Annotated in this window: 24 protein-coding genes; 10 read left to right on the plus strand and 14 right to left on the minus strand. The window is 52.5% G+C overall.

From position 1 onward, the window contains the following. Window positions 1–109: 109 nt before the first annotated feature. The 9 genes from ACOQPU_RS07305 to ACOQPU_RS07345 form a co-directional block, all read right to left on the minus strand. Entirely contained in the window at window positions 110–1,300 is a 1,191-nt protein-coding gene (locus tag ACOQPU_RS07305; protein ID WP_420644464.1) for a hypothetical protein, read from the minus strand. A gap of 54 nt (window positions 1,301–1,354) precedes the next feature. Continuing rightward, window positions 1,355–2,176, minus strand: coding sequence for a sulfurtransferase (locus ACOQPU_RS07310; protein ID WP_420644465.1), 822 nt, complete (start codon window positions 2,174–2,176; stop codon window positions 1,355–1,357). 113 nt (window positions 2,177–2,289) lie between these two features. Further along, window positions 2,290–3,294, minus strand: coding sequence for an NAD(P)-dependent alcohol dehydrogenase (locus ACOQPU_RS07315; protein WP_420644466.1), 1,005 nt, complete (start codon window positions 3,292–3,294; stop codon window positions 2,290–2,292). Continuing rightward, the gene (locus ACOQPU_RS07320) at window positions 3,291–4,265 is read right to left on the minus strand and encodes an NAD(P)-dependent alcohol dehydrogenase (protein ID WP_420644467.1); all 975 of its coding nucleotides are present in this window, start codon (window positions 4,263–4,265) and stop codon (window positions 3,291–3,293) included. The genes ACOQPU_RS07315 and ACOQPU_RS07320 overlap by 4 nt, the downstream gene beginning before the upstream one ends. 82 nt (window positions 4,266–4,347) lie before the next feature. Next, complete coding sequence (locus ACOQPU_RS07325; RefSeq protein WP_420644468.1) at window positions 4,348–4,572, minus strand: hypothetical protein; 225 nt, start codon at window positions 4,570–4,572, stop codon at window positions 4,348–4,350. 80 nt (window positions 4,573–4,652) lie between these two features. Then, window positions 4,653–6,869 carry a LuxR C-terminal-related transcriptional regulator gene (locus tag ACOQPU_RS07330; RefSeq protein WP_420644469.1) on the minus strand — a complete coding sequence of 739 codons (2,217 nt, stop codon included), beginning with the start codon at window positions 6,867–6,869 and terminating at the stop codon, window positions 4,653–4,655. Window positions 6,870–7,040: 171 nt separating this feature from the next. Continuing rightward, on the minus strand, window positions 7,041–8,249 hold the full coding sequence (locus ACOQPU_RS07335; RefSeq protein WP_420644470.1) for a TIGR02391 family protein: 1,209 nt from the start codon (window positions 8,247–8,249) through the stop codon (window positions 7,041–7,043). 109 nt (window positions 8,250–8,358) lie between these two features. Beyond that, window positions 8,359–9,402 carry a zinc-dependent alcohol dehydrogenase family protein gene (locus ACOQPU_RS07340; protein ID WP_420644471.1) on the minus strand — a complete coding sequence of 348 codons (1,044 nt, stop codon included), beginning with the start codon at window positions 9,400–9,402 and terminating at the stop codon, window positions 8,359–8,361. A gap of 82 nt (window positions 9,403–9,484) precedes the next feature. Next, window positions 9,485–10,831, minus strand: a complete 1,347-nt coding sequence (locus ACOQPU_RS07345; RefSeq protein WP_420644472.1) for a serine hydrolase domain-containing protein — start codon at window positions 10,829–10,831, stop codon at window positions 9,485–9,487. A 143-nt stretch (window positions 10,832–10,974) separates the two neighbouring features. Between ACOQPU_RS07345 and ACOQPU_RS07350 the strand changes: the two genes are divergently transcribed. Together ACOQPU_RS07350 and ACOQPU_RS07355 are read left to right on the plus strand one after the other, a co-directional pair. Continuing rightward, the gene (locus tag ACOQPU_RS07350; protein WP_420644473.1) at window positions 10,975–12,075 is read left to right on the plus strand and encodes a hypothetical protein; all 1,101 of its coding nucleotides are present in this window, start codon (window positions 10,975–10,977) and stop codon (window positions 12,073–12,075) included. Between the two features lie 15 nt (window positions 12,076–12,090). Next, window positions 12,091–13,071, plus strand: a complete 981-nt coding sequence (locus tag ACOQPU_RS07355) for a hypothetical protein (protein WP_420644474.1) — start codon at window positions 12,091–12,093, stop codon at window positions 13,069–13,071. Between the two features lie 25 nt (window positions 13,072–13,096). Here ACOQPU_RS07355 and ACOQPU_RS07360 read toward each other — a convergent pair whose 3' ends face one another. Continuing rightward, window positions 13,097–13,408, minus strand: coding sequence for a DUF3052 domain-containing protein (locus tag ACOQPU_RS07360; protein WP_420644475.1), 312 nt, complete (start codon window positions 13,406–13,408; stop codon window positions 13,097–13,099). A 154-nt stretch (window positions 13,409–13,562) separates the two neighbouring features. Between ACOQPU_RS07360 and ligA the strand changes: the two genes are divergently transcribed. Together ligA and ACOQPU_RS07370 are read left to right on the plus strand one after the other, a co-directional pair. Then, complete coding sequence (gene ligA / locus ACOQPU_RS07365; protein WP_420644476.1) at window positions 13,563–15,584, plus strand: NAD-dependent DNA ligase LigA; 2,022 nt, start codon at window positions 13,563–13,565, stop codon at window positions 15,582–15,584. Between the two features lie 29 nt (window positions 15,585–15,613). Then, window positions 15,614–16,609 (plus strand): type I phosphomannose isomerase catalytic subunit, encoded by a 996-nt coding sequence (locus ACOQPU_RS07370; RefSeq protein ID WP_420644477.1) that lies wholly within the window; start codon window positions 15,614–15,616, stop codon window positions 16,607–16,609. On the opposite strand, the gene ACOQPU_RS07375 is transcribed toward ACOQPU_RS07370, so the two are convergent. After that, window positions 16,594–20,052, minus strand: a complete 3,459-nt coding sequence (locus tag ACOQPU_RS07375; protein ID WP_420644478.1) for an AfsR/SARP family transcriptional regulator — start codon at window positions 20,050–20,052, stop codon at window positions 16,594–16,596. The genes ACOQPU_RS07370 and ACOQPU_RS07375 overlap by 16 nt on opposite strands. A 65-nt stretch (window positions 20,053–20,117) precedes the next feature. Between ACOQPU_RS07375 and ACOQPU_RS07380 the strand changes: the two genes are divergently transcribed. From ACOQPU_RS07380 to ACOQPU_RS07405, 6 genes are all read left to right on the plus strand, one after another. Next, window positions 20,118–20,363 (plus strand): Os1348 family NHLP clan protein, encoded by a 246-nt coding sequence (locus ACOQPU_RS07380; protein WP_420644479.1) that lies wholly within the window; start codon window positions 20,118–20,120, stop codon window positions 20,361–20,363. 39 nt (window positions 20,364–20,402) lie between these two features. Further along, complete coding sequence (locus ACOQPU_RS07385; protein WP_420644480.1) at window positions 20,403–20,651, plus strand: hypothetical protein; 249 nt, start codon at window positions 20,403–20,405, stop codon at window positions 20,649–20,651. Beyond that, window positions 20,648–21,088 carry a DUF4395 domain-containing protein gene (locus ACOQPU_RS07390; RefSeq protein ID WP_420644481.1) on the plus strand — a complete coding sequence of 147 codons (441 nt, stop codon included), beginning with the start codon at window positions 20,648–20,650 and terminating at the stop codon, window positions 21,086–21,088. Before ACOQPU_RS07385 ends, ACOQPU_RS07390 begins: the two co-directional genes overlap by 4 nt. A gap of 6 nt (window positions 21,089–21,094) precedes the next feature. Then, window positions 21,095–21,406 carry a hypothetical protein gene (locus tag ACOQPU_RS07395; protein WP_420644482.1) on the plus strand — a complete coding sequence of 104 codons (312 nt, stop codon included), beginning with the start codon at window positions 21,095–21,097 and terminating at the stop codon, window positions 21,404–21,406. A 113-nt stretch (window positions 21,407–21,519) separates the two neighbouring features. Further along, window positions 21,520–21,924 carry a DUF302 domain-containing protein gene (locus ACOQPU_RS07400; protein WP_420644483.1) on the plus strand — a complete coding sequence of 135 codons (405 nt, stop codon included), beginning with the start codon at window positions 21,520–21,522 and terminating at the stop codon, window positions 21,922–21,924. Between the two features lie 14 nt (window positions 21,925–21,938). Further along, window positions 21,939–23,267, plus strand: a complete 1,329-nt coding sequence (locus ACOQPU_RS07405; protein WP_420644484.1) for a hypothetical protein — start codon at window positions 21,939–21,941, stop codon at window positions 23,265–23,267. 37 nt (window positions 23,268–23,304) lie between these two features. Here the strand turns inward: ACOQPU_RS07405 and ACOQPU_RS07410 are convergent, their stop codons facing one another. Genes ACOQPU_RS07410 through ACOQPU_RS07420 form a run of 3 tightly spaced genes read right to left on the minus strand, consistent with a single transcriptional unit; the run spans window position 23,305 to window position 26,063 of the window. After that, window positions 23,305–24,141, minus strand: a complete 837-nt coding sequence (locus ACOQPU_RS07410; protein WP_420644485.1) for a RibD family protein — start codon at window positions 24,139–24,141, stop codon at window positions 23,305–23,307. 4 nt (window positions 24,142–24,145) lie between these two features. Further along, entirely contained in the window at window positions 24,146–24,883 is a 738-nt protein-coding gene (locus tag ACOQPU_RS07415) for an NAD(P)H-hydrate epimerase (protein ID WP_420644486.1), read from the minus strand. A 4-nt stretch (window positions 24,884–24,887) separates the two neighbouring features. Beyond that, on the minus strand, window positions 24,888–26,063 hold the full coding sequence (locus ACOQPU_RS07420; RefSeq protein WP_420644487.1) for a tyrosine-type recombinase/integrase: 1,176 nt from the start codon (window positions 26,061–26,063) through the stop codon (window positions 24,888–24,890). Window positions 26,064–26,164: the final 101 nt, after the last annotated feature.

A 26,164-nucleotide genomic window follows, 5' to 3' on the forward strand; every position in this document is an offset into this window, starting at 1 on the left:
AAGTTTATTCGATAACTATGTTTACTAACAAATTTGCTTTACAGAGCACTTAGCGTCTTTGCGTGAAATATAATGACAACTCGTTCGTAGACCCTGGCGGCTTGACTCATTAAGCTGCTAGCCATTTTTTGATGGTTTCATACGCTTCTGGATGATTAAGCAGCTCGAAATGGTTCATCTCTTGCCCCACCCATTGCTGGGTTTCTAGAAACAGAAGATGTCGCTCAGGTTTTCGGTGACGGCCTAACGCGCTGTCCACGGTTACTAGCCCATCGCCAATCAGTACATCCTTAACCTTGCTGGCTTTGTTGCCCACAGTTCCAGCGATTGCATAACAGGCAACCTCTTTGGGCAAAGGTACGGCCGTTCGTTGGTCTCCTGCAAGTTCAAAGCGGTCTTGCCCTTGCCAATCCTCATCTACCACATTGCCATAGCGCAAATCTGTGATGCCGCTGCTGCGAACCTTGCCCAGACGAGCCAAAGGTGCGCTGTAAGGGTTAATTTCCAACAACTTATCAATCCAGCTGCCCCCCTTTTCCAGCAGTGCGCCATGATGGGGCGTGCCTAAAAAAACGAGCTTCTGCAACTTATTCAGCCAGGCATGGCCAAATTGTTCCCCATAATAGCAAGCACTGCGGGCCACCAGGCCCCCCATGCTGTGGGCAACGATGACGAGTTCGATGGGCTGGTTTGATTCAGCCAGGTAACTTTCCAGAAGATAGGCAAAAAGTCGGCCGTTTTCAGAGGTGTGCAGTCCGGTATTGTAATGAAGGTAAAGCGGGGTAAGGCCTAGATCGCGGGATAAGGTGGCACCGTGATCATGCCCTTGCCGCTGCCATTGCAAGTCGTTCATGCAGGAGCCGTGGACCATGATGGCGATACGGCGGTTCGACGCCCCAATCATTTCCGCAACTCCCGCCTTTGTTAACGGCCTGCCCTCACGACGAAAATACATCGGGATCGCCAGCGGGTTTTCAGTGGCCGCTAAATAATCGCCGAGTAGACCATTTAACGCGGCCAGGAATGCTTCCTTGCCAGAGGTAGATTCGCTCGTTTCAAGACGCTCCCCCAACTGGTTGAGCGAAACATCCAACCCTTTGCCCACAACTTTGGTAATAGAGCGAATGTTGCTGTAAACCAGGCCCGTAATGCCTTTGGTCCGATTTGAATTGGTTTCACCTAACAGCCCGCCAATATTTAGAATGGTTTGATGCATCGACTCCACAATATCTGTGATGCCGATAACAGCCTCAACCGTTAACTTGCCTGCACCTTGAATCTCTTGGGAATTATTTGTCATGGGCAAATTGTAAGCGGCCTGGGGAATTTTGCCAGCGGCGGACCGCTTTGTTTGTCAGTTTACGGCCGTTTTGGCGGTGATGGGCAGCTTTTCACCAGCCCATTCATCCATCGAGCCATCATAAACCGCCACATTTTCATTCCCGGCCATCAGATGAGCCATCGCATTGACGGTGGCAGCAAATCCGCCGCCGCAGTAGGTGATGATGCGCTCATGCTCTGCTTCTTCTTGTAGCTTGGTGGCTATCTCTTCTGTGGAGATGAATGCCGCCATGCCGTGCATTAAATCGGAGCAAGGAAGCAGTGAAGAACCTTGAATGTGGCCGTTGTTGTACGATTCTGGGTTGAGCGTATTGACTGTGCAGACCGCGCCATTTCCCATTGCGGCCAGCACGTCCTCTTTGCTGGCAATCATCTGTGGACGAAGCTCGCTATTGAATGTTGCAGGCGCGTAGCTGTTGGTTCCTTGCTCGACCATACCGCCCGCTTGTTTCCAGGCAGCAAGCCCGCCGTTGAGCACCCGCACGTTGTTGTGGCCAGCGTAGCGCAGCACCCACCAGGCGCGGGTAGCTGTTGGCAGCAGGTCGTGGGTGTAAAACACCACCTCTGAATCCTCTGAAATGCCAATCTTGCCAATTTGTGCTGCCAGTTTTTCTTCTGTTGGCAGCATGTACATGTAGCTGTTACTAGCGTCAGAAAAGGCGTCGTGGTCAAAAAAGGCGGCGCCGGGGATATGCCCTGCCATGTATTGTTCGTAGGCGGTTGCCTCTGAATCTTGCCTGAAAAATAGCACTGTTGCATCAAAAAGGCGCAGGGCGGGCTTATCCAGATTGGTTAGCAATTCGCCTACTTCGATTAACATCTCTTCACGTTTCATTGTTTACTCCTTAATATCTTCCCGAAAAGCCACAGAGGAAAAAGGGAAATCTGAGAAATGAACCTTCCCTCTGAGTTCTCTGTGAACTCTGTGGCCAATGTTTGGACAGATACTTATGCAACTCCGTTCATCGTAATAACAACAGGGCCTTGTTTGTGGCCTGTTTCAACATATTGGTGGGCAACGGCCGTTTCTGCCAAAGGAAACCGCCTATCAATGATGGCTTTGTATGCGCCCGCCTCAATCAGTTCTTTGAGGGTGAGCAGGTTTTCACGGCTTTCGCTGGAGAGGGCGCAAATAACCTTCTTGCCGCCCATGATGCTGGTCCACACCATTTGCCTGAGCTGTTTCGTTTTGAAGCTGGCCAACAGGTAACGGCCGTTTGCCGTCAACGATCCTTTTACTGCTGCAAACGACTGCTTGCCCAAAATATCAAAAATCAGATCATACTGCTTTCCATTTTGGGTGAAATCATTTTGCGTGTAGTCAATAACATGATCTGCACCCAATTCCCGTACAAACGAGAGGCGCGGCGTACCGCAAATGCCCGTCACTTCCGCACCGAAATGTTTGGCTAGCTGCACGGCCGCTGCCCCAATTGACCCAGATGCACCGTTGATGAGCATCTTTTGCCCCGGCTGCACGTTTACTTTCTGCAGCAGGGAGAGTGCAGTTAAGCCGCCGTACGGGACAGTTGCTGCTTCGTCATAGCTCATGTTGGCTGGCTTGTGGACGGCCAGGCTGTCGGCGGGTACGCAGATATATTCAGCGTTGGCACCCATGCTAGGGCCACGATAGCCAAAAACGGCATCTCCAACTTTGAACTCCGTGACCTGGCTGCCAACGGCTTCAACGTCCCCGGCGAACTCACTGCCCAGGATGCCGTTGCGCGGATGGCTCCAGCCAAAGGTGAGGCGCGTGGGCAGCCAGAGCGGGCTGGGCATAGTGAAATTGCTGGGCGTTACGCTGTTCATTTTACGTGCCAGCAGGTCGCCAAAGTTGAGCGAGGCGGCGTGAATCTTGACCAGAATTTCGTTTTCTTTGGGGATTGGTTTGGCTACCTCTTGCAACTTCAGCACCGAGGGTGGGCCGTACTCTTTGTAAACAACTGCTTTCATCGGGTTTCCTCCATTAAAATGACAACTTTGCCACGAGCGCGGCTAGTTTCCAGGTAGCGGATGGCTTCGGCCGTTTCTGCCAACGGATAGCAGCGATCAATGATCGGTTTCAGCACATTTCGGGCCAAAAGCTCATGCAGCAGCTCCATATCTTCTTTGTTGGGATGGGCCAGCATGGGGCTAATGGTTGGCCCGCCGCGAAAGGCAGACCAGCGACCGGCCAGCACGTTGCCCAGCATCCGGCGAATGGTGGTGAAGCCAACCATCACGCCAACGCCCTGTGGTTTGAGCAGCCGCCGGAAATCGGACGCTTTTAGGTTGCCCACATTGTCCTGAACAACATCGTACTGACGGCCGTTTCCTACCACCTTCTCTTTCGTGTAATCAATGATGTGAGCCGCACCAAGTTTTTGTACCAACTCGATGTTGCGGGTGGAGCATACAGCCGTAACCTCTGCCCCAAAATGTTTGGCTAACTGCACCATAAACGTGCCTACGCCGCCGGATGCCCCATTGATCAGCACGGCTTGCCCTGCCTGAATGTTGCCGCTGTCTCGCAACGCTTGGAGTGCCGTGAGTGCTGCCACGGGCACCGCTGCCGCTTCGGCAAAGGTGAGATTATCTGGTTTGTGCGCCAAAAGTTTCTCTGGCACGCAAACATATTCGGCAAAACCGCCCACGCCACGTTCGCCAAAAACAGTGTCCCCAATTTTGAACGAACTGACTTCGCTGCCGACGGCTTCGACGGTGCCAGCCACGTCTGCCCCCAGCCGATTATCTTTGGGCTTGAGTAAACCATCAGTCAGACGCACTAAAACTGGTGCGCCGCGCATTTTGTGCCAATCAAGCGGATTAGTTCCGGCGGCGTGTACTTTTACCAACACCTCGTTCGCTGTTGGGGTAGGTTTATCTGCCTCCTTAAGCTCGAGGACATCGGGTGAACCATAGCTTTCAAACAAAATTGCTTTCATTATTTTTCTCCAAACATTCAACAACATTGGTAGGGGCAGACCCCCGTGTCTGCCCACTCTGGGTGTACACGGGGGTACACCCCTACCAGCAGTCGCAATTGACCGAAATGAGCGTCAGGCCAGCATTGCGTACTTTTTTCAAGATGCCAAAGAGGGCCGCCTGGTCTACCACTGGCCCCGTAAGCAAGGTGGCGCCATCGTTGTCCAGGGTGATGGCCAGCTCGCCAAACCAATCTGCCCAGCACGGATTAAGCTGCTCTTTAATGCGGATTTGGTAAACGGGCGGGTTCGGTTTTTGCTTAGACATGGGTGAATGATAGCGGTGGAGAGAACGGCCGTATAGACACCAAAGTGTTGTTTGGGAGTGTTAATTGAGGATGGGCGTGGTTACAACAACCCCAGTTCGCGAGCCAATGCGACTGCTTCGGTGCGCCTCTGCACCTGGAGCTTGCCAAAGATGCGCCGATTGTGCCCTTTTATCGTGTTGAGGGTGAGAAATAGCCGTTCCCCAATCTCCCGGTTGGACAATCCCTGGGCGATTAGCTGCAATACTTCCAGCTCGCGCGGGCTGAGCGGGTCGGCCAGGGGTTGGCTGGTTGGTTCTTTGAGCAAGGTTTGTACGACCGTAATCTCCGGCAGCAAATACGCAAAACTGTGTGCCTGCACAAACTGTTCCGCTGCGGCGAGAGCTGCTTCTGCACCTGGCACATCCCCCGCTGCCAGCTTGAGCCGCGCGGCCATGAGCTGGCAAACAGCATACCGGTCGGTGCCGATGATTTGACGGGCCAGCGGAATTGCCTTGTTGATGTGGGTTTTGGCAGCGGCTAAATCGTTTTGTTCATAGCTGATTTGCGCCAGTCCCAAATGGGCTTCGCCAGCAATGGGAAACGGTGCCTCGCCGATGATTGCCAGAACCCGCTGGAACGTTTCTCCGGCCAGGGTTAGTTTGTTTTCCGCCTGCTGCACCTGCGCCAGGCCGAGGGTGGCCATGATGTGAATGATAAAATGGCCGATCTGCTCACTGATGCTGATGGCTTCGGTGAAAGCCTGGGCGGCGGCGGCGAGATTCCCTTGAAGCAGGTGGGCCACGCCCAACGACCAGATGGTGGCGGTGCGCACCGGCAGGTTTTTCGGGTGCAGATGGGCCAGGGCACGTTCGGATTCGACAATAATCGTTTCTACCTGATGCTGGGAGATGGCCAGGGTAGCCCGAATGGAGGCGACGTGGCCAATGAGGTCCCGAATGGCCTCATTTGGTTCGGCGTGTGCCAGGGCAGCTTCGGCGGCGTCGGCTTTTTGAGCGGCGTCGGCGAGTTGCCCCACAAAGAGCAGCGCAGAGGCGTACAACACCCACAGCACCGGATTTTGATCGAGAACGGCCATTGGCAAACCTCCAAGCCAGTTCAAAACGGGCGTAACCGCGCCCCGAAAGTGCAGCGGCATGCCCCCGCCTTCCACCAATCGCGTCGCTCGCTCAATGTCGCCAGCGAGGGTGGCGTGGTGAAAAGCGTCAATCTCCAAATTGTTAGCTTCGTACCAAATGCTGGCCCGCAAATGCAAATCCGCCTCGTTGCTGGCGGCTTCCTGCTGCAGCCGCTGGCGCAGCAGCTCGGCAAAAAGATGGCGGTAGCGGTACCAACGCCGCGCATCGTCCAGGGGAATGATGAACAGATTGGCCTGCTCTAATTCGCGCAGCGTTTGCGCCCCGCTGCCGGGTGTTGCGTCTGTCAAAATTGCCTCGCAAAGTGGGCCGTAAAGACGCTCCAAAATCGAGGTGTGCAGCAAAAAGTGCTGGGTAGCGGCGGGAAGCTGGTGCAGCACCTCTTCCACCAAATAATCCAGCACAAAACGATGGCTGCCGGTAAATGAGTCGATAAACTGGCTGCTGTCTGCCTGGCCTTGCAGCGAAATCGCGGCTAGCTGCAGCCCGACAGCCCAGCCTTCGGTGCGGGCTTCCAGGGCGGTTATGTGAGCAGCGGGCAAATTCAGTTCCATTGCTTTGTTGAGAAAGTCGCTGGCTTCGTCGTGGGAAAAACGCAGGTCGGCGGCGCGCAGTTCGGTAAGCTGGCCGCGCGCCCGCAGCCGAGCCAGCGGCAGGGGTGGGTCTTCACGGGTGGCAATGACGAGGTGCAGCTGCGGCGGTAAATGTTGCAGCAAAAAGGTGAGTGCCTCGTCCACGGGCTGCGCCTCGATGAGGTGGTAATCATCCAGCACCAGCACAACGGGCGCGGTATGCTGGGTGAGCTCATTGAGTAGCGGAGTTAGGACTGCCTGGCTGGGTGGCGGCTGGGGGGATTGCAGGATGGGGAGTAAATTTTGGCCAACGTCCGGCACGGCCGTTTGCAGGGCAGCAATCAAATAAAGCAAAAATCGAGCCGGGTCGTTGTCATCTTCATCCAGCGACAGCCAGGCGACGGCAAATGGTGCGTCGTGTAGCCAACTGCTGAGGAGGGTTGATTTGCCAAATCCGGCGGGGGCAGAAACGAGGGTGAGTTTACGGCCGTCCAAACCCTCGTTCAACTTGTCTAACAGCCGCTGCCGCACAACCAGCTTGGGTCTGGGTGGGGGGAGGTAGAGCTTGGCGGTTAAGACGGCTGGTGACATGACGAAGTTATATCATGCCCAATTTAGTTCTGCTACCCTGCTGCAGCCGGTGTCCTCTCCGAGCCGCTTAAATCTATGAGTGCGAAATGTGGCATGGCGAGATGCCAGCCACAGCCCACACAAAGAAGGTATTTCTAGAGCATAAGGAGTGCGCGTTCATTGCTGTGGAGATTAAAAAGGAATATCGTCTTCTTCTTGATTAGCGGGATTGTCTTTACGCACAAATAATTCAAGATTGATGCTTGAACTTAAAGAAAAAACCTTATTGCTCTCTTTATCGTGTAGTTGCTTTAAATGGTGGTCGAGAGCATTTTTCCATTGGGTGGGGAAGAATTCATAAAAATCTTCTATAGCATTCTTTATAACCTTATTGCCGTTTTTGATTGCGTTTGAGAGTGCTAAAATATGCGATGTGTCAGTTTCAGTGAAAATCATTGGCAATTCACGCATAAAATATGCCGCTATCATATTTTGATGATCAAAATCGACATTGCGAATTTTAGCCAATATTGTTTTACGTAAATCATCTATTAATAGAAAGTGATTTAATATCCGCACAATCCATGTGCAAGCTCTTTGAGTTGTTTCTCCTTGACTGGGGTTTACCCATGCGATTTCTAGATCTTTAAGAAGAATGTTCTCTGCTCGCATTCTGGACAGCTTGTTCACTCTTGGCCACAAATGTGGCGGAATCATCTTGATAATTAAGCTTACATCCGATGCTTTTTCCGTGTATTGGATTTCTTCTGAAACAACATTAAAGAAGTTCTCCAATATGCTTTCATTATCGTTAATACGCTCAAGAATGGACTTTATCACGAGCTCAAAGTTGGTAGCGTTTCTCCAACCTTTGGCACGATATACGGCAATCAAAGTATCGTTTATTTTTCGAACAGGAATTTTTTCAACTAGCCCATCCGCATAGTCACGATTCGTAACGAAGTAATTATCGGTTACATTACTAACATATTCCTCAATTGTGAAGGTATAGGTAGATTCACCAAGGAAATCAAGTAAATAGTTGATAAATAGAACAATGGCATCTGCAGTTTCTTTAGTATCGGAAATTTGTTCGTGGCTTCTTGGATTTCTTACTAATCGATACATCCCCCTGAGAATCTCTTCGAGACCTTTTTGCATGCTTTGTTCTGTTTCAGTCTGGAGTTTGTTAATTTGAATTTTGGGCCTTTTTGAATGACTGAAACCAAGAACTTTTCCAACCAACTGGTAACCGTCTCCATCCTCGCCGGACTTATCACGAAGAATTTCCGTAAGAAAACTCATAGCATCTTTAATCGAATTAGTATAATTTTCCGCTAAATAGGAATTTGATATTGCTCCCCACAATTCCCGGCGAATTTGAGATTCTATATTAACCATTCTGCATTTTCCGGCTTTCTAATTTCTATATTATATTGAAGGTAACGAGTTTAATGGTTCAAGAGAGAAAAATCAATCCTCCATGCTGGTACTAGAAGAAAGTGCCGCGCTATTCAAACTGATTGATGATGGTAATTCCTCGGCTTGAAAACTGATCCATTTGGGGCAGGACAACGGCCGTTTCCGCCAAACTAATCGTGTTCCCAATGAGCTTTTGTGGCTGGAGCTGGCCCGCTTCGATCATCCGCAGGAGGGCGGGGTAGTTGTGGGCCTGCATCCCGTGGCTGCCGTAAATTTCTAGTTCGTAGGCGATGACTTTACTCATGGGGATGGCGGGGGCGGCGTGGTCGCCCAGCATGAGGCCAATTTGCACGTGGCGGCCGCGCTTACGCAAGTTGGAGATGGAGTTGTAGCAGGTGGTGGGGCTGCCCAGCGCATCAATCGACAGATGCGCCCCGCCGTCGCTGATGATTTTGACTTCTTTCACCACTTTGGGCGTTTTGGCGGCATTCACTGTAGCAACTGCACCCATCTGGCGGGCAAAATCCAGCTTGTCATCGGCGATGTCAATGGCGATGACGTTGGCTCCGAGCGCGTTGGCAATCATGATGGCGGAGAGTCCCACGCCGCCGCAGCCGTGGACGGCCACCCATTCGCCAGCCCGTACCTTGCCCTGATCCACTACGGCTCGGAAAGAGGTGACAAAGCGACAACCGAGGGAAGCGGCCGTTTCAAATGCCATACCCTCCGGCAAGCGCACTAAATTCACGTCAGCGTAATGAATGGCGACGTACTCCGCAAATGAACCCCAATGGTTAAAACCGGGCTGAACCTGAAAATCGCACACCTGCTGGTTGCCAGATTGGCACTCGGGGCAACGGCCGCAGGCACACACAAACGGCACCGTTACGCGGTCACCAACCTGCCAGCGGGTCACCTTTTTACCCACGGCAGCGACGACGCCTGCCAGTTCATGCCCCGGCACGTGTGGCGGCGTGATGTCGGGATCGTGCCCCATCCAGCCGTGCCAATCGCTGCGGCAAAGGCCAGTGGCTTTGACTTCAATCACCACACCATCTGGCGTTGGCGTGGGGTCTGGCACAGTTTGGATGGTGATCGGTTGTTGGAATTGTTCGTAAACGGCCGCTTTCATAATTTTCTCCTGAAATAATTGGATCGCTTGTAGGGGCGCAACCCCGTGTGCGCCCAAATCGAGCAGACACGGGGGTCTGCCCCTACGAATGTACGCGCTTGTAAGCTCTCATTCCCAGGCGCAGCCAGCCAATCGCGCCTTCGGCATTGCGGATGAAATGGATTTCGGCTCTTGTCATCGGGCCATCGGCAACAATGAAATGATCCTCACCTACGGGCAGCAAGGTTGCTGGGGGTGGGGGAGGCGGTGGCGGCGTGTGCTGGTCGGGGAACCCTTTGCGCTGTGCCTGCTGCCCAATCAGCCTGCCACCAATGATGCCCAGCTCAATGTCGGCAAAGCCGCGATCATATTTGCCGACGTATGGTTCGAGATCGGCCGTTTCGTACGCAATTGGTTCCGGCTGGGGGATGGGTGTGTCCAGGTAATGTGCCATCACCCATTCCATTACCTCGCGGGTGAGTGCGCCACCGTTTTCGCCGTTGGTAAAGCAAACCAGCACCAGTTCATGTTCCGGCACGATGGCCAGCAGGGTGACCTGCCCCTTCGTACCACCGCCGTGTCGCCAGACGCGCGTGCCTGCCCGATCGTCTACAAACCAGGCTAGCCCAATTGATTCTTTGCCCCAAATGGGAAACTGTGGCGTGTGGCACAGCTTTAGCAGTTCAGGACTGATGAGTTTTTGGTCGTTGGAGGTGCCGTCGCCGAGGTGGAAACGGCCGTATGCCAGCAAATCCTTCACGTGACAGCACAGCCCGCCTGCCGGGTAAGCGGAGCGGGCCAAATACCAGGGTCGGGCCACCTTGCCGCCGCCGTGCCCCACGGCAAAGCGGTGGGTGATCACGTCGCGAGCGCCGAAAAAGGCGTCACTCATTCCCAGCGGCTTCAGAATTTGTTGGTTAATGACGGTTTCAAACGGCCGTCCCATCACCTGCTCGATGAGATGGCCTGCCAAAGAAAATGAGGCGTTGTTGTAGGAAACGGCCGTTTCTAGCGGCAAAATCTGTGGCTGTTCGGCCAGTAATTTCGCGTAGCGACTTAGCGCGTCCTTACCATTGCCAGTATCGTGAAACAGATCGCCATCCCAGCCCGCCATGTGCGTCAGCAGATGACGCACGGTGACTTTTGCCGCTGTGGCTGCTTCCTGCGTTTGCAAATCGGGCAGGTAGGTACGCACCGGCGCGTCTAAATCTAGCTTGCCCTGTTCCACCAACTGCACAATTGTCAGTGCGACAAATGTTTTGGTGATGGAGCCAATTTGGAACAGCGTCATGTCGGTCACATCGTGGGGATGATCCATATTGGTGACCCCAAATCCTGCCGTGCGGTTCTTGCCTTTGTGCCACAGTCCCACGGCCACGCCCGGAATGCCTTTGGCCGTCATTGATTGGGAGACAAACTTGGCCAGCTTTTTCCATTTCTTCTTGCTCATTTTTACCCTCACAGTTCAGTCAGATCGGAATTCCCCGCTAGTCTCAAGATAGCGATTAAGCGAGCATCCTGCAACTTTTTGCAGGGCTGTTGGTAATTTTCCTTAGAAACCACAGGTCACGCAGATTTTTTTGGAGATTCAACATGCGCCGGATACTTATCATTTCGTTGTTAATCCTATTTTTGAGTGGTGGATGTGAGGCGGCGGCCGTATCTACCCCGCAGCCCACCCAAACCGAAACGGCCGTGCCTACAGAACCAACCGCCCAGGCCAACGGCCGTCTCTTTCATCTCAGCATCACCGAGGCCGAGGGCGAGCCGTTTGACGACGCTTTTAGGCTGGCGCAATCTGCGGGAGCGCAGGCCACATCCCTCTCGGTTTACTGGGACGATATAGAAATTGCTCCCGGCATTTACCAGCCCGATCCCAACTGGCTGGCGATTGCCAATGCGTACTATCCGGCACAGCAAATGCAGGTTTCGCTGGCCATCTCGGTGATTGATACCAACAATCTACGTCTACCCGCTGACCTGGCGGACAAATCGTTTGACGATCCCGAACTGATTGCCCGGTTTAACAGCTTGCTCGATTACGTGGCTGCCCAGTTAACCGAACTTACACCGCAATCGCTGGCGATTGGTAATGAAATTGATTTGTATTTAGGCAGCGATGTGGCGCAGTGGAGAGCGTATGAGACATTTTTTGTGGAAACGGCCGCATATGCCCGCACGCTTTGGCCCAATACCCTCGTTGGCAGCAAAGTCACATTTGAAGGAATTGCTGATGAGCGGGCAGCCGCCATCCAGTCGCTCAATCAGCATGCCGATGTGGTATTGGTCACTTACTATCCATTAGATGGTGGTTTTCAGGTGCGCCCGCCAACGGCCGTTCATGATGATTTCCAAACGCTTGCCGACGCTTTCCCCGACAAAACAATCCATCTGCTGGAAGTGGGCTACCCAACTGGCACAGCCAACGGCAGTTCTGAGGCGATGCAGGCACAGTTTATCCATGAGCTTTTTCTGGCCTGGGACGACCACGCCGAGCAAATTCCGGTGCTGAATTACACCTGGCTGACCGATATGCCCGAAACGGCCGTTGCCGACATGACCGACTACTATCGGCTCGATGACCCTGCCTTTGTGAGCTTCCTGGCCACGCTGGGGTTGCGAACCGGGGACGGCTCACCCAAACCTGCTTTTGACCAGCTTCTAATTGAAACGGAAACGCGCGGCTGGCGCTAACGGAGAGACAACGATATGAACCAATTATTGAAACGATTTGCTTTTGTGTTGTTGGTAACGGCCGTACACGTATTCTTTTCCGAAAAAATGTATTGGTATCCGCAAGGGTATGCCATCGTGGAGTTGATTTTGTTTTACAGCGTGGTGGTTTACGCTTGTGTGTGGGCGGTGGACAGTTTTTGCGTGCAGGAGCTTCCTCAAGTGTTTCTGATTGCCGGGCTATTTGCTTTTCTTACCGAAGGCGTGTTGACCCCTGTCATTTTTGAGGCAGGTTTGCTGAACCCACTGATGGCCAGCTACTTTGTTGGTTGGCACGGTCTGTTGTCGGTTGTGTTTGGCTGGTATTTGGTGCGCAAATGGTTGCGTTTTGGCCAGTGGCAGCGGCTGTTGCTGGGCTGTACGCTAGCTGGTTTATTGTGGGGTAGTTGGTCTATCACTTATTGGCTCCCTAAGACGTTTGCAGATTTTGCAAGCCCAGGGCAGTGGCCGATTGCCGAGTTTGGGCTGCACGCTTTCGCGTTTACGCTGATGCTTGTGGGGGCTCATTGGCTGCTGGGGCGGGGGGCTTGGCTACCAAGCTTTAAGCCAAGCCGCATGGAGCGCGTTTTGCTGGGCCTAATATTGCTCTTTTTCTACGGAACGCTCTCTTTTCCGGCTGCCCCGTTGGGTTTCATTCCTTTAGCTGTGTTGGTAACGGCCGTTTGCCTACCCCTTTACTTCCACCGCCGCCGTACGGACGCTGGTTCTCTGTTGCAATCGTTAAGTGGAAAGATTCAGATGCGTTACCTGCCGATATTGTTTGTGATGCCGGGATTGGCAACGGCCGTTTACGCCCTGGCAACCGTTTTGCAACCATCAGAGGATAGCTTGCGGCTCATTTTAGAGCTAACGCCGTTGGGGCAAGCGTTAGTTGGGGCCATCTGTTTCATTTGGGCAATGATTGTTACGCTGCGCAGCTCCAGGAAAAGGTCAAAATCAGCCGTGCAGCATGCCTAATATCTGAACGATACACCCTACCCAATCATGTGCGATTTTCCCGACGGATAACCAACTTGAGACCTGACCACACCTCATCAACGGCACAAACCTTCACGTCTACCAGCCCTAAAGGCAAAATAATGTCCCTAATTACATCTTCCGTGACGTCTGTGGGTACCTTTGCAGATTTTTTTGGCCAGGAGACCCAGATCATGCCATTTACCAGCTCTTTTTTGGATTTTGTGAAGAAGTGAATCATGTCCAGCTCGGTAGACAGCCGAGAAAGGATGGTCACTTTTTCAGGCAGCGGGGCAATAAGTGCAAGATAGTTTTGGGGTGGATTTTTAGCGTACATTTTGAAGCCAGGCTTGATGCCCAGTTTTTTAACCAGTGGTGTTTTGGAGTAGCCAACCATAAGGTTGAGTATAAAGTCTTGGCTAAGGTTTGGCAATTACATTTGGCTGTCCCAAAAATTGCCCAAATGTTCTGATTCCGAGTAAACTTAGGCTATGACACCTCAGGAACGAATAGCCAACTTACGCGACGAACTCAACTTTCATTTGTATCGTTACCACGTTTTGGACAGCCCGGTCATCACTGATGCGGAGTATGATGCGCTCTATCATGAACTGGTCGCTCTGGAACGGGAAAACCCGGAGCTGATTGCGCCCAATTCACCCACGCAGCGGGCGGGTGCAGAGCCGCTGGATGCTTTTGAGAAGGTGGAGCATCCAGCCCCCATTCTTAGCCTGTCCAACGCTTTTAATGCCGAAGATTTGTACGCCTGGCGGCAGCGCATTGGCCGCTACCTGCCAGACCCGGAGATGAAGCTGGATTACGTGGCGGAGCCAAAACTAGATGGCTTGACGGTGGTGCTGACGTATGAAAACGGCCGTTTCACCCAGGGCGCCACGCGCGGCAATGGTGAAGTGGGGGAGAACATTACGCAGAATTTGAGGACGATTACGGCCGTACCTCAGCGCATTCCCGTCGATCCCAACAGCGAACTGGCCGTGCCGCCACTTTTGGTGGTGCGCGGCGAAGTGTTCTTCCCGCTAGATAAATTTGAGCAGTTCAACGAGCGGCAGCGGCTGGAGGAAAAGCAGGTCTACATGAATCCGCGCAACGCTGCCTCTGGTTCTTTACGCCAGCTTGATCCCAAAATTACTGGGGAACGGCCGTTGACCATTTTCTGCTACGATCTCATCATTTGGGACGGCATTGACGTGCCCGATAAGCAGTGGGATCGGCTCGACTATTTGCGTCAGCTGGGCTTTCCTGTCACTTCGGATAGTCAATATTGCCCCAGTATCGAAGCCGTTGCCGCCACCTACGAACAGTGGATTGAAAAGCGCAACCAAATCAATTATGAAGTGGATGGGGTGGTGGTGAAAATCAATGATCGGCCGTTGGCTGACAGTCTGGGCTTTGTGGGCAAAGATCCACGTGGTGCGGTGGCGATGAAGTTCCCCGCGCAGGAAAAGACCACCAAGCTGCTGGACGTACAGGTAAATGTAGGGCGAACAGGCATTTTGGCACCTGCAGCCGTTCTGGAGCCTGTTGAAATTGGCGGCGTCACCGTCCGCAACGCCACGCTGCACAATTACGATGAAATTGCCCGCAAAGATATCCGCATTAGCGACACGGTGATTGTGAAACGTGCCGGGGACGTGATTCCCTACATTGTTGGCCCCGTGCCAGATTTGCGCGACGGCTCGGAGCAGCCAATTGAACCACCGACCCATTGCCCCATTTGTGGCGAACCCGCCCTGCGAATTCCGGGCGAAGTGGCCATCTACTGCGACAATCCAAGCTGCCCCGAGCAGCTCGTGCGCCGTATTGAATATTTTGTGAGCCGTGGCGCGATGGATGTCGATGGCTTCGGCAGCAAAACGGGCGCGCTGCTGGCAGAGGTGGGTCTGGTCAAAGATTTGGCCGACATTTATTACCTCAATCGTGATGAACTGCTGGCTTTGGAAGGGTTCAAAGACAAAAAGGTAGATAATCTGCTAAATGGTTTGGCCGCTAGCAAAAGCCAGTCGCCTGTGCGCTTCCTGACGGCGTTGGGCATTCGCTTTGTGGGTAACGTGGTGGCTGGATTGCTGATGGATGAATTTGGCTCGATTGATGCCCTGGCGGCGGCTAGCCAGGAGCGTTTGGAAGAGATTGAGGGGATTGGGCCAGGAACGGCCGTCTCCGTAACAACCTGGTTTGCCGATGAGCGGCATCAGACCTTGCTTGAGAAATTTCGAGCGGCGGGCCTGCCCTTTGCCGTTGAACAAACCGAAGATGAGAGCGGCAGCGACAAGCTGGACGGGCTGACGTTTGTCATTACCGGCACGCTGCCCACCATGTCCCGCAATGATGCCAAGGCACTCATCCAGGCCAATGGCGGCAAAGTTACTGGCTCCGTCAGCAAAAAGACCGATTATTTGCTGGCTGGCGAAAAAGCGGGCAGCAAGCTCACCAAAGCGGAATCTCTGGGCGTTTCTGTGATTGATGAAGCACGCCTCAACGAAATGTTATCGTAGCCGCGGATTCTTTCCGCGTTTGGAGAACCATGACACAATACGAACTGTATCCCTTGCTATTTGAACCCGTCTTAAAAGATTACATTTGGGGTGGCCGTAATTTAGAGAAACTAGGACGCAAGCTGCCAGCGGAGGGCGTCATTGCCGAAAGCTGGGAGATTGCCGGGCATGAAGATGGGACCACGCGGGTGGCAAACGGCCGTTTCGCAGGCAAACTCCTCGCTGAACTCCACCAAGAACTGGGGCTGGATTTAATTGGCAGCCGCTCTGCCTGGGCGCAGGAGCGGGGGAAGTTTCCGTTGCTGATTAAGTTGCTAGATGCGAATCGGCCGTTGTCCGTGCAGGTACATCCGCAAGATGATTACGCTCTGGAGAATGAGGGTAACGAGCTGGGCAAAACCGAAATGTGGGTGGTGCTACAGGCGAAGCCAGGTGCCGAGGTTATTTTGGGCGTTTCCCATGCTATTAGCCAAGATGAATTTCGCGTAGCAATTAAATCAAACCAACTAGAACCACATCTACACAGAATTCAGGTGAAGGCGGGCGACCATATTTGCGTTCCCGCTGGCTCTCTGCACGCCATCATGGATGGGCTGCTCATCGCTGAAATTCAGCAAAATTCCAACACCACCTACCGCGTCTATGATTGGGGGCGGGTGGGGGCAGACGGCCGTCCGCGGTCGCTGCATGTAGACAAAGCCCTGGATGTGATCAACTTTGAACAAATTGCCCCCAAAATTTGCCCACCAGAGCCGATTTCCGATGAAAACGGCGTGCGCCGCTCATTATTGTGCCAAAACGAATATTTTGTGACAGAGCGAGTAGAAATGGCGGCTGGAAGCACATTTTCTGGCAACTGCACCGGGGAAACGATGGAAATTTGGGGCGTCATGGAGGGGGTCGTCAGCGTCAATGATTTGGTGTTAACGGCCGTTCGCTTTGTATTGCTTCCTGCGGCAATGGGGAAATTTGCAATAATAGCGCAATCTTCTGCCACGCTTCTCCGCAGCTACGTTGCAGCCTGATCTAATCGGGTGACAAGCTCCGCCCACTCATCAATCAAAGTTTCCCTGTGAGGAGGTTCCATCTCTTCCAGAAGCACATTTGCCTGTTGGCGTACCGTGTGGGAGCTGGCTGAGTGATTGGCTACAAAGGCACTCAGCAGGTGCGCTAACAAGTTGTTGCCCGTTGCCAGGCAATAATGGCTAAGGTGTAATAGCCCTGTCAGCACATCGGGGTACGGCCTCAATTTTGGCAAAAGCTGACGTACTATGTTTGCATTCAGGTGGGCAGCCTCAGAATCACCCAACATCATAAGCAGCCTGGCCGCTAATGCACAGCTATACATTTCCAGTGGCATATGCTGCAATTGTCGGGCAGCGGTTATGGCCTCCTCTGCTAACGGAATTGCTTCGGCAGGGCGTTGCAAATCGACGAGATATTCAGCATATTGCATTAAGAAAAAGGGCAAATCTTGTGGTGCAGGATTTTGCCGCAAAATCTCTATTGCCTGCATAATCAATTTTTCTGCCTGCGCCAGATTCCCTTGCGTGTTGGCAAGGTAGGCCTGTTCAGACAGAGAACGGGCAATGTAGACGCCGTTTTCTAACTGGCTAGCCAATGGGTGTAATTGCTGTAGTTGTTCAGCTGCCCGTGCTAGCTCACCAGTCCGGTTGAACAATTTAGCCAGGACAGCGCGCACGGAATAATTGATGTAGACATAGCCGATTTCTAATGCAGACGCCAATGCTTCCTCCAGGCAAACTTTCGCTTTTTCGTATTTTCCACAAGCCAGATAGGCTGTGCCTAAGCTATCTAGGGCGTTGGCTAGGGAAGCTTCCGCCCTCAATTGGCGTGCTAATTCGATGGCACGCTGGATGTGTGGCACCGCTTCCAAGTAGCGCCCAGCACCTATAAGGCTCATGCCATAGTTGTTTTCAGCCCGTACAATGTTCAGCAGATCGCCAAGGTCTTCATAGGCTGCCAAAACCTGTTGTTGGGTTGTCAAGGCCGTTTCCATTTCGCCTTTATACCCATAGACAACCGCCAAATTACCCAAAGCAAATGCTTCGCCCCATTTATGGCCAGCTTTACGCTCCAGGCTCAACGCTTCCTGCAAGAGAGGCAATGCTGCATCCGTATCCCCATCAACAATGTGATTCCACCCCAGGTGGGACAACGATTTGGCTGTCTTTCGCTCATTTTGTAGGCGGCGGTAAATGGAAATGGCCTGCCGGAACTGGTGTTCAGCTTCATTGTATTTCCCGGTGTCGGTTAGGATACGGCCGTACACATGACAAATATCCGACTCTAATTCCTGATCTTGAACGCGCTTGACCCGCCCTTGTGCCATCTCTAACGCATTGGCTGCTGCTTCATATTGACCCTGCTCCGTGAGGAAATGGCATTTGGTGATGAGCGCATGACACAATAACCGTTCTTCCTGGGGAGTGGTTGCTTCTTCCAGATGCGAAATGGCGCTGACGGCAACGGCTTCGCCTTCTTGCAGCAGCCCCAGCACGTCGTAGAACGTGGCCAGTGCGGTTAGGCTTTCCGGCAGAAGCTCCATTTGCTTCGTTTGCAAAGCCCATTTCCACGCTTGTTGCAAATTGCCCAGCTCTGCCTTGATTTTGCTGATGCTGGTTTGGGGCTTCATGCCTTGTAAAGCGGGTGCCTGCTCAATCAGCCAGGGGAGAAAGAAACGGCCGTGCCCCGCCGCCACTTTTTCTTCATTTCCCGATATGCTGAGCTGTTCCTGAGCAAACTGACGGGTTAAGGGGTGCATATCGTAACGCGACTCATCTTGCTGGTAAATGAGGACACGATTGATGAGGCGGCGCAAAAGGAACGGGTTCGCCTCTGCAATTGCCGCCGCCGTTTCTTGGGTAAAACCGCCACGACAAATTGATAATGTTTCGAGTGCCTGTCGCTCTTCATCCGACAGCATTTGCCAGGTACTTTCAAAGATGGCACGCATACTGCGCTGGCGAGGGGGCACATCCTGCATGTCTGTTGCCAGAATGTCCAGATCGCGTTTTAGCTCTGCCAAAACGGCCGTTATCGGCATCGTGCGGAGCCACGTGGCTGCTAATTGCAACGCCAAAGGCATCCCGGCAACAAGGCGGCATAGCTGCCCCACCTGCGCGCCATTTTTTGCCGACAGTTGAAACTGTGGGTTCACCTGGGAGGCAGAGCGAACAAAAAGTGCCACGGCGGCATAATCATCCAGCACGACTGACTCTTTTTCATGTTCTGGTGGAATCGGCAGCCCCACTAAATCAATGCGCCATTCAGAAGCTAAGTCCAAAGATTTTCGGCTCGTTACAAGCAGTTTGACGTCTGGGCAGGTTTGCAGAAGGGTGAGCAGAAGTTCGCTGATGCCTGTTAAATGCTCCAAGTTATCAAGGATGAGCAACATTTCTTGATTACGAAGGAAGTTTTGCAAGGCGCGTAGTGGCGTCGCAGCACTGGACAGGGGGACATCTAAAGCATTAGCTAAGGCCAGTGGAACGGCCGCTGCCCCTTCCACCCCTGCCAACGGCATAAAAGCAACCCCATTCAGAAAAAGCAGCGCAGATTCCTGGTTTACTTGGTGAGCAGCAGCAATAGCCAGCCGCGTTTTTCCCATGCCGCCTAACCCGGTAATAGTTAGCAGCCGACAGTCAGGGTCTTGCAAGCGTTGCTGAATCTGGGCTAATTCACGCTCACGCCCAACCAATGGGGTTGCCTCATACGGCAAGCCAAAGGCGGGTTTGTGGCGAGCCGCACGGATGCGCTGGCTCAAGGCATCTGTTTCTGCCATTGGCTCGATGCCCAACTCGTCGGCCAAAACCTGCTGGCACTGTTCATATTGAGCCAGGGCGGCAGCATGTTGGCCGCTCTTAGCCAGTAACAACATTAATTGTCGGTGTGCAGACTCACGCCAGGGGTCTAGCTTGAGCAAACGACGGCCGTACACAATACCATCTGCATAATCCCGATTTGCCATTGCTTGTTCGATTCTGGCTTCCAGCAGGCGGATGGCTGTTTCCCGCAAATGCTCTCGTTGCGCTAGCTGCCACTCCTCAAAAACAAGCGCGTCTTTTACGAAGAAGCCTTCCAGAAAATCGCCACGATAAAGGGAGAGTACGTCTAGCGTTGTGGAAACGGCCGTTTCCAGCAGGGTTACATCCAGCACAAACGGTTCATCTGGATCAAAGCCAACGCGCTGAGGTTCAATGCGTAAAAACGGCTCCAGCAGGCGGCGCAGCACCGACAGCGATTTGGTCAGATTGCGCCGTGCCTTTGCCTCTGACATCTCGCTCCACAGCAGTCCGGCCAGCGTTTCCCGGCTGTGCATTTGACCGGTTGCCGCTAGGTAGTAAAGCAGGGCTTCTGTTTTTGCCGTGCTGAAGCTGGTGAGATGTTCCCCATCTAGCCACACTTCTGGTTTGCCTAATAAATCGATCCGCAATTTTTCTTTTCGCACTTTTTTCGCACCTGCTGCTTAGTATAGCACCATCAAAACATGGAAGGCACAGTAGGAGATTAAAAATGTCTACACAAGTAATGGATGAAGTTCTGAGCCGATGGTTTCGTGACGCACAATTTCGTGAACAACTGCGGAACGATCCAGAACAGGCCTTGGCAAACTACGATTTAACATCGGAACAGCGACACAGATTATTTAAACTGAAAAAACAGTCGTCACAAAGCAAGCGAGAACCGTCTCCACTGAGCGCAGTCGAAGCGGCCGATTCCCCGCCTGTCAATCCTAGCCACCCTTTCAGCCTGAACTAACAAGGTGAAAATCTGTGATTTACAGAAATGGAAATTCTAATGTTTAAGAATCATAAACTCACCAATCAACAAGATGTTCAATTTGCGCGTTTACAAGCGTGGGTAATGAGCCTTGTCTGTAGCTTGCTTGTCCTGTTTGCCGCCGCTGCCGCTACTCGCATTCCCCATTATCTGACTGTGGGCGATTACGGCCGTTTACTGAGTGTCATTCTGTTCAGCGTGCTAACAATTGTTGGCCTGGTAGCCAACATCCACACGCACATTACCTTGAAGGAAAGTAACAAATGAAAACTTTAATTTGTCCCATTTCAACCCAAAGAATCAACCGCCATGTTGTGCGGATAACTGGCCTGATGATGGCCAGCATGATTGCTCTGTTTTTATTCACTGGCAATATTGGATTCATCATTGCCATTGTTGTTGATTATTTCATTCGAGCATTTACGGAGCTACCTTACAGTCCATTTAGCTGGTTGGCAATGCAAATTGTTCGCAGTTTCAATTTGCCATCCAAACAAATTGATAAGGCACCAAAGATTTTTGCGGCACGGGTGGGGTGGTTGTTTGCTGTGGGGACGGCCGTTCTCTACTTCATCTCTCCGTCTGCCAGCATGATTATTGGGGCAACCCTGATGGTCTTCGCCCTGCTCGAATCCATCCTCGATTTCTGTGTGGGCTGCGTTGTCTACACTTACATCGTTCTGCCTGTTATGGATGAGTCATAAGACCGGATGAAGCTACCCAAGACCATTCAAATGCAGGGGTTACCCCAAGCAGACGGCAGCCGCTTGCATCCGAAACAGGAGTACACGTTTTGGTTTGGCAACCCAGCCTACATGCCTGGCAACAGCAAAACCATCCTGCACATTCCTGAACAACCTCACCGAGATGCAAACGGCCGTCCTCGCTACCCGGAACAAGCACATTGGATTGACAATGTCATCCGGGATGAACAGCTAAAGGTAACGGCCGTTTGGTCATCTCATTGGCGTTTTGAAAACGAAGCTGCGTTGCATAACTTTTTGCAATTATTAAACACCTAACCTGTTAACAGACTTCTAAACACGAATAAAAGGGGACCACGGGTAAAGCTTTATCCGTGGTCCTCTCCATCCATGCCAATAAATAAGAACAACTATTACATTTGGAGAATCTCATGATTAAAAACAGCTACGGTATGCGTACCGTACTCGACCTGCCCTTTGCCAAAACAATTGATGTCGTTACAGATGCGCTCAAAACAGAAGGTTTTGGCGTCTTAACCGAAATCAACGTGCAGGAAACCCTGAGAAAGAAGCTCGATGTGAGCTTCCGACGCTACACAATTTTAGGCGCGTGCAATCCGCCCCTGGCATATCACGCACTGCAAAACGAGCTGGAAATCGGCTTACTCATGCCGTGCAACGTCATTGTGTATGAGACAGATGAGGGAGAAACGGCCGTTTCCATTGCCGACCCCATTGCCATGCTAAACATCACGGGCGCGCCTGCCCTACAAAAGATGGCTACCCTGGCCAACAATAAATTAATGCGGGTGCTTGAACGCCTGTCTGAATTCTGAATGAGGTAAAAATAATGAAAAAGTTAATATTAATCCTATCCTTACTATGGCTAACGGCCTGTACAGGAATTGAAGATGGGGACGCGATCCCGACGGTCTTCTTCCCAACAGTGGAAGCAACCCCAATTCCCAACACACCTATCGCTGAAAACCCGGCAACGGCCGTTCCACCTACAGAAACAGCTATGCCACAACCGGTAACGGCCGTTCCGCCAACAGAAACACCCATACCACCGCCAGCAACACCGGTGCCGACTGAACCACCTGCCCAATCGGGGCCAATGCGGATTGAGTTTGCGCCAGAAACAACGTCGGCCACCATAAACGGCACGCTTGCTGCTGGTCAATCCATTGAGTATCTGGCTTGGGCAGCCGCTGGGCAATGGGCAACCGTCGAAATCAGCTCGCCCAACAACGTCGCCAACTTCTCTATGGTAGGCGTAAAAGACGGCCAGCCGCTGAAACGGTTGGAAAATGAACGCCGTTTTTGGGACGGCTCGTTACCGTTGGCACAGGATTACCTGATTCGCGTTCACACGCTGACCGAGGCAGATTACACCCTCATCTTAACTATCGATCCGCTGACAGATCTCTTGCAGCCGATCTATCCCATCGTGGATGGTATGACTGGCTTTTTGCTGGGCGGCTCGCACAATGGCGAATGGGTGACAGACCCGTTTGTTGTATTGAAGTCGCTGCAAGATGGTGAACGGCCGTATCAACTCTATGCCAACAGCACATTTCAGGGAACCATCATCGGCCAACCGCCAACAACACCGTTTGATGGCCCGTGTGGCGGTACGCCTGGCGTTCCATTCCCACCGGAGAGCGACCTATCAAACATGGTCGCCCTCGCAGTGGGTTGGGAAGCTGCACCGCGCCAGCCACAATTGTTGCCGCTGGACACAGACATTTACCAACAAGCCGTCGCTGAGTTCCTACAAACCCAGGGCATTGCCAATCCGGAGGTTCACCTGACTAGCCTACAAAAAATCGACCTGGAAGGGGATGGTTTGGACGAAGTTCTCATTACGGCCACTCACCTCACCGGGCTGGGCAACGGTCTGCCAACAGCCAACGCTGGTGATTATTCGCTGGTTTTGTTGCGTAAAATTGTGCATGGCACACTGGTGACGATTCCGCTGGAAGTGAGGTTGTTCCCGGAGGCGGTCGAACTGGCCGACCCGGTGCAATACAATGTGCTGGGTATTCTTGACCTGAATGGTGATGGAACCCTGGAAATCGTGCTGGAAGGAAGCTACTATGAAGGCCGTTTTGTCACCGTTTATGAAAGTGTTCCACAAGCGGTGCAAGCGGTTTTGACCGCCGGTTGCCGCTTGTAAAGAAGTCGCAAAAAATACCAGGAGCGCAGACGTCACATCAGGCGGCTTGCGCTCCTTTTTTGCCTATGTCGTAAGCAAGGAGAAGCTGTCCCAAACCATCGATCGCTTTGGCATCATAGTAAATGGTGTGTAGTTGAGCATCAACGGCCGTTTCTAGCAAATCCCCCTCCAAAATAGAAGAAAACGGGGAGCCACCCAGCAATCGCCCAACTTGCGTTAAATAAAGCCGGTTCAATACGCCACCTGCCAGCAGCAAACGCAATATCTTGGGACCAGCAGCGGAGTAGACGGTTTGGTAACCCAATTCTGCCATCTTCTGTACCATTTGGTCACCAGAGACAGATTGCCCGCCCACAACAAAGAGCTGCCCTGCTTGTGCTTCAATCTCAGCAACGCGGGCCGGGTCTGGATTGGCTGTAGTGAAGACGATGACGTTACGGCCGTTTGCCATCAGCACTTCAGGAATAGGAAAGTTTAAGCTGCCGCTGATAATGGCAATGTCTGGTTGAGGTTTCAAACCTTGTGCCTTGCGCCACTCTCGTAAATCGGCAAATTTGGGATCATCCACGCGCAAAATTTCCTGGGCACGGCCATCGGCCCAATCCCGCAAATACCGCCCACTGCTGATGATCAAATCTGCCTGCGCTGCCAACTCCTGAAAGAGCCGCCAATCCCGGTCGTTGGCCACATTTTCCGGCACCTTTAGCCCCGGTTTGGTGGGGTGCGGGATGGCGATACGGCCGTCTAGACTGACCACAAAGTTGGCGTAGATGTACGGCCGTTCCCGTCCAGCATACTGGCGGAGATTGTGATTAATGTAAAGATTTTGCAGCGGAAAATGACTGCTCTGAGGGAATATTTGCTGAATCGTCATAGCCTTACTTTAACCGAATGATGTCACTTTGAGAAAATAGATTATCAACTTCTAACCGTAAGGCGGGTTCGGCATAAAGCTGGGGCGGCACGCTAATGTCTGCCAGGTAAAGCTCACCGACTTGTGTGGCTACTCTGTCAGCCAACAGCCCGGCTTTAGGTAAAGCCAATGTCATAGTGGCTGTGGCTGCAATCGCCGGACTATGAACTGTGCCGCTGGTTGTATCTACCCCAGAGGGCGCATCCAACGCCAAAATTGGTGTGTTTTGCTGATTTGCCCACGCAATAAGTTCAGCAGCCGTGCCGCGCGGTGCGCCTTTTAAGCTGTAGCCAATGACACCATCCAGGATGAGATTGGCTGTTGAATTTGCGGGTAAACTGTCGGCAAAATGAACGGGCATACCCATTCGTCGCACAATGTCTAGCTGATGTTTGGGAATTGGCGTAAACGCCTCATCCGGCTTGGTAATGAATATCTGAACGGCCGCACCGTAATTGTGCAGCCGACGGGCCGCCACCAAAGCACCACCACCATTGCCGCCAGTTCCTGCCAGTATGGTGACGTGTTTTCTAAGCGGATTGCCGTCTAAAAACCGCTCGCGCGCCAAATGGGCTAAATTGCGCCCGGCATTTTCCATCATCTGAATGAGTTCAATGTGAAAATCCTCAATCATGGCGCGATCCACTTCGATCATTTGGTCTGTATCCACAAAAGGGACATTGGAAGCCCAGGGAATTATCATTTACTCAACCTTTGTATCGTTTTTGTACTTCAACCGAGGCGATGTAGCGAACGGCCGTTTGCGCGCTCGTCCAGCCAAACCAAGCCATCAACTCATCCACACCGTACCCCATTTTGGCCATTTCTGTGGCGCAAAAATGGCGGCAATCATGCGCTGATAGCTTGGGCAGACCAATTTGCTTACCCAGCCAGGCCACACGCTCACTTAGTCGCACTCGGTTCATCCCTTTTTCGACGAGCTGGCCACCCTCGCCATTACGTTTAAGCCGGGTGGTGGTCAAAATGAGCGGGCCATCAGGCAACAGGGTGGGGGGGTAATGTGCATCCAAATAATCGCGGCAAAGCGCATAGGTAGTTTCTGTTAATTTATGCGTTGTCCATTCGTGCGACGTGCCTTTTACTTTGGGACGAAAAAAGTGGATGGTGCCGCGCAGCAAATCAATGTCGCTGGCTTTAAGCAATGCCATTTCGCTAGCACGTAAGCCATGATCAAGCAGCAGGCACGCCAGCAAAGCATCACGAACCGCTTGGGGCGAGTCATTACGCAATTGCCGAAGTAGTGCGGCATCAGGCGGCGTTAGCAAAACTGGCTGACGCTTTTTTGTGGAACGGCGATTAACAACTACCGTCTGTTTTTTACCATCTGGCTTGTAGGTGTAGGTCACGTCGGCAATGCGCGTCTGCGGCCGTTTGGCATCTACATTAGCCGCACCAGAGCGCGAAAATCCCTTGACAGATTGAATGAGCATACCTTCTTCACGGGGTACGGTGCCTGCCTTGACTGCCATCTGCGCATAGACCTTCACCGTGGAAAGGCGGGCATTCACGGTAGTCACTGCGTATCCTTCCTGGAGCTGCCAAGCGATAAATCCCTCGATGATTCCCCAGGTTACGCCGCGCCACGCTTCGGGATTCGTCTGAAAATCTGCGCCATGCTCTGGCATGATGCCCACATCCAGCAAATATTCGGCAAACAGCTCCAGGTCGCGGCTGTGACGCTTCAGCGTGTTGGCCGACTTCTGGCTAAGGTAGCGATTAAAGATGGCGTGTCCGGCAACCTGGTTGGCAATTTGCCCAGCAGTTTCTAAAGATGTGTCGGCAAACGGCCGTATCCCACGCGCCTCATTTTCATTGCCCACAATCAGGCTGTTTTCGTTGGATGCCTCACTTGGTGAACTCATGCCGTCAAGTATACCCCAAATCGCATATTTTGTACATATCTATAAAATATGTACGGTTATTTATGCGTACTGGATGACGGCAGCGAGCGTGCGAGACGGCC

It is taken from the genome of Candidatus Leptofilum sp., from assembly GCF_965223285.1.
Lineage (GTDB): Bacteria > Chloroflexota > Anaerolineae > Promineifilales > Promineifilaceae > Leptofilum.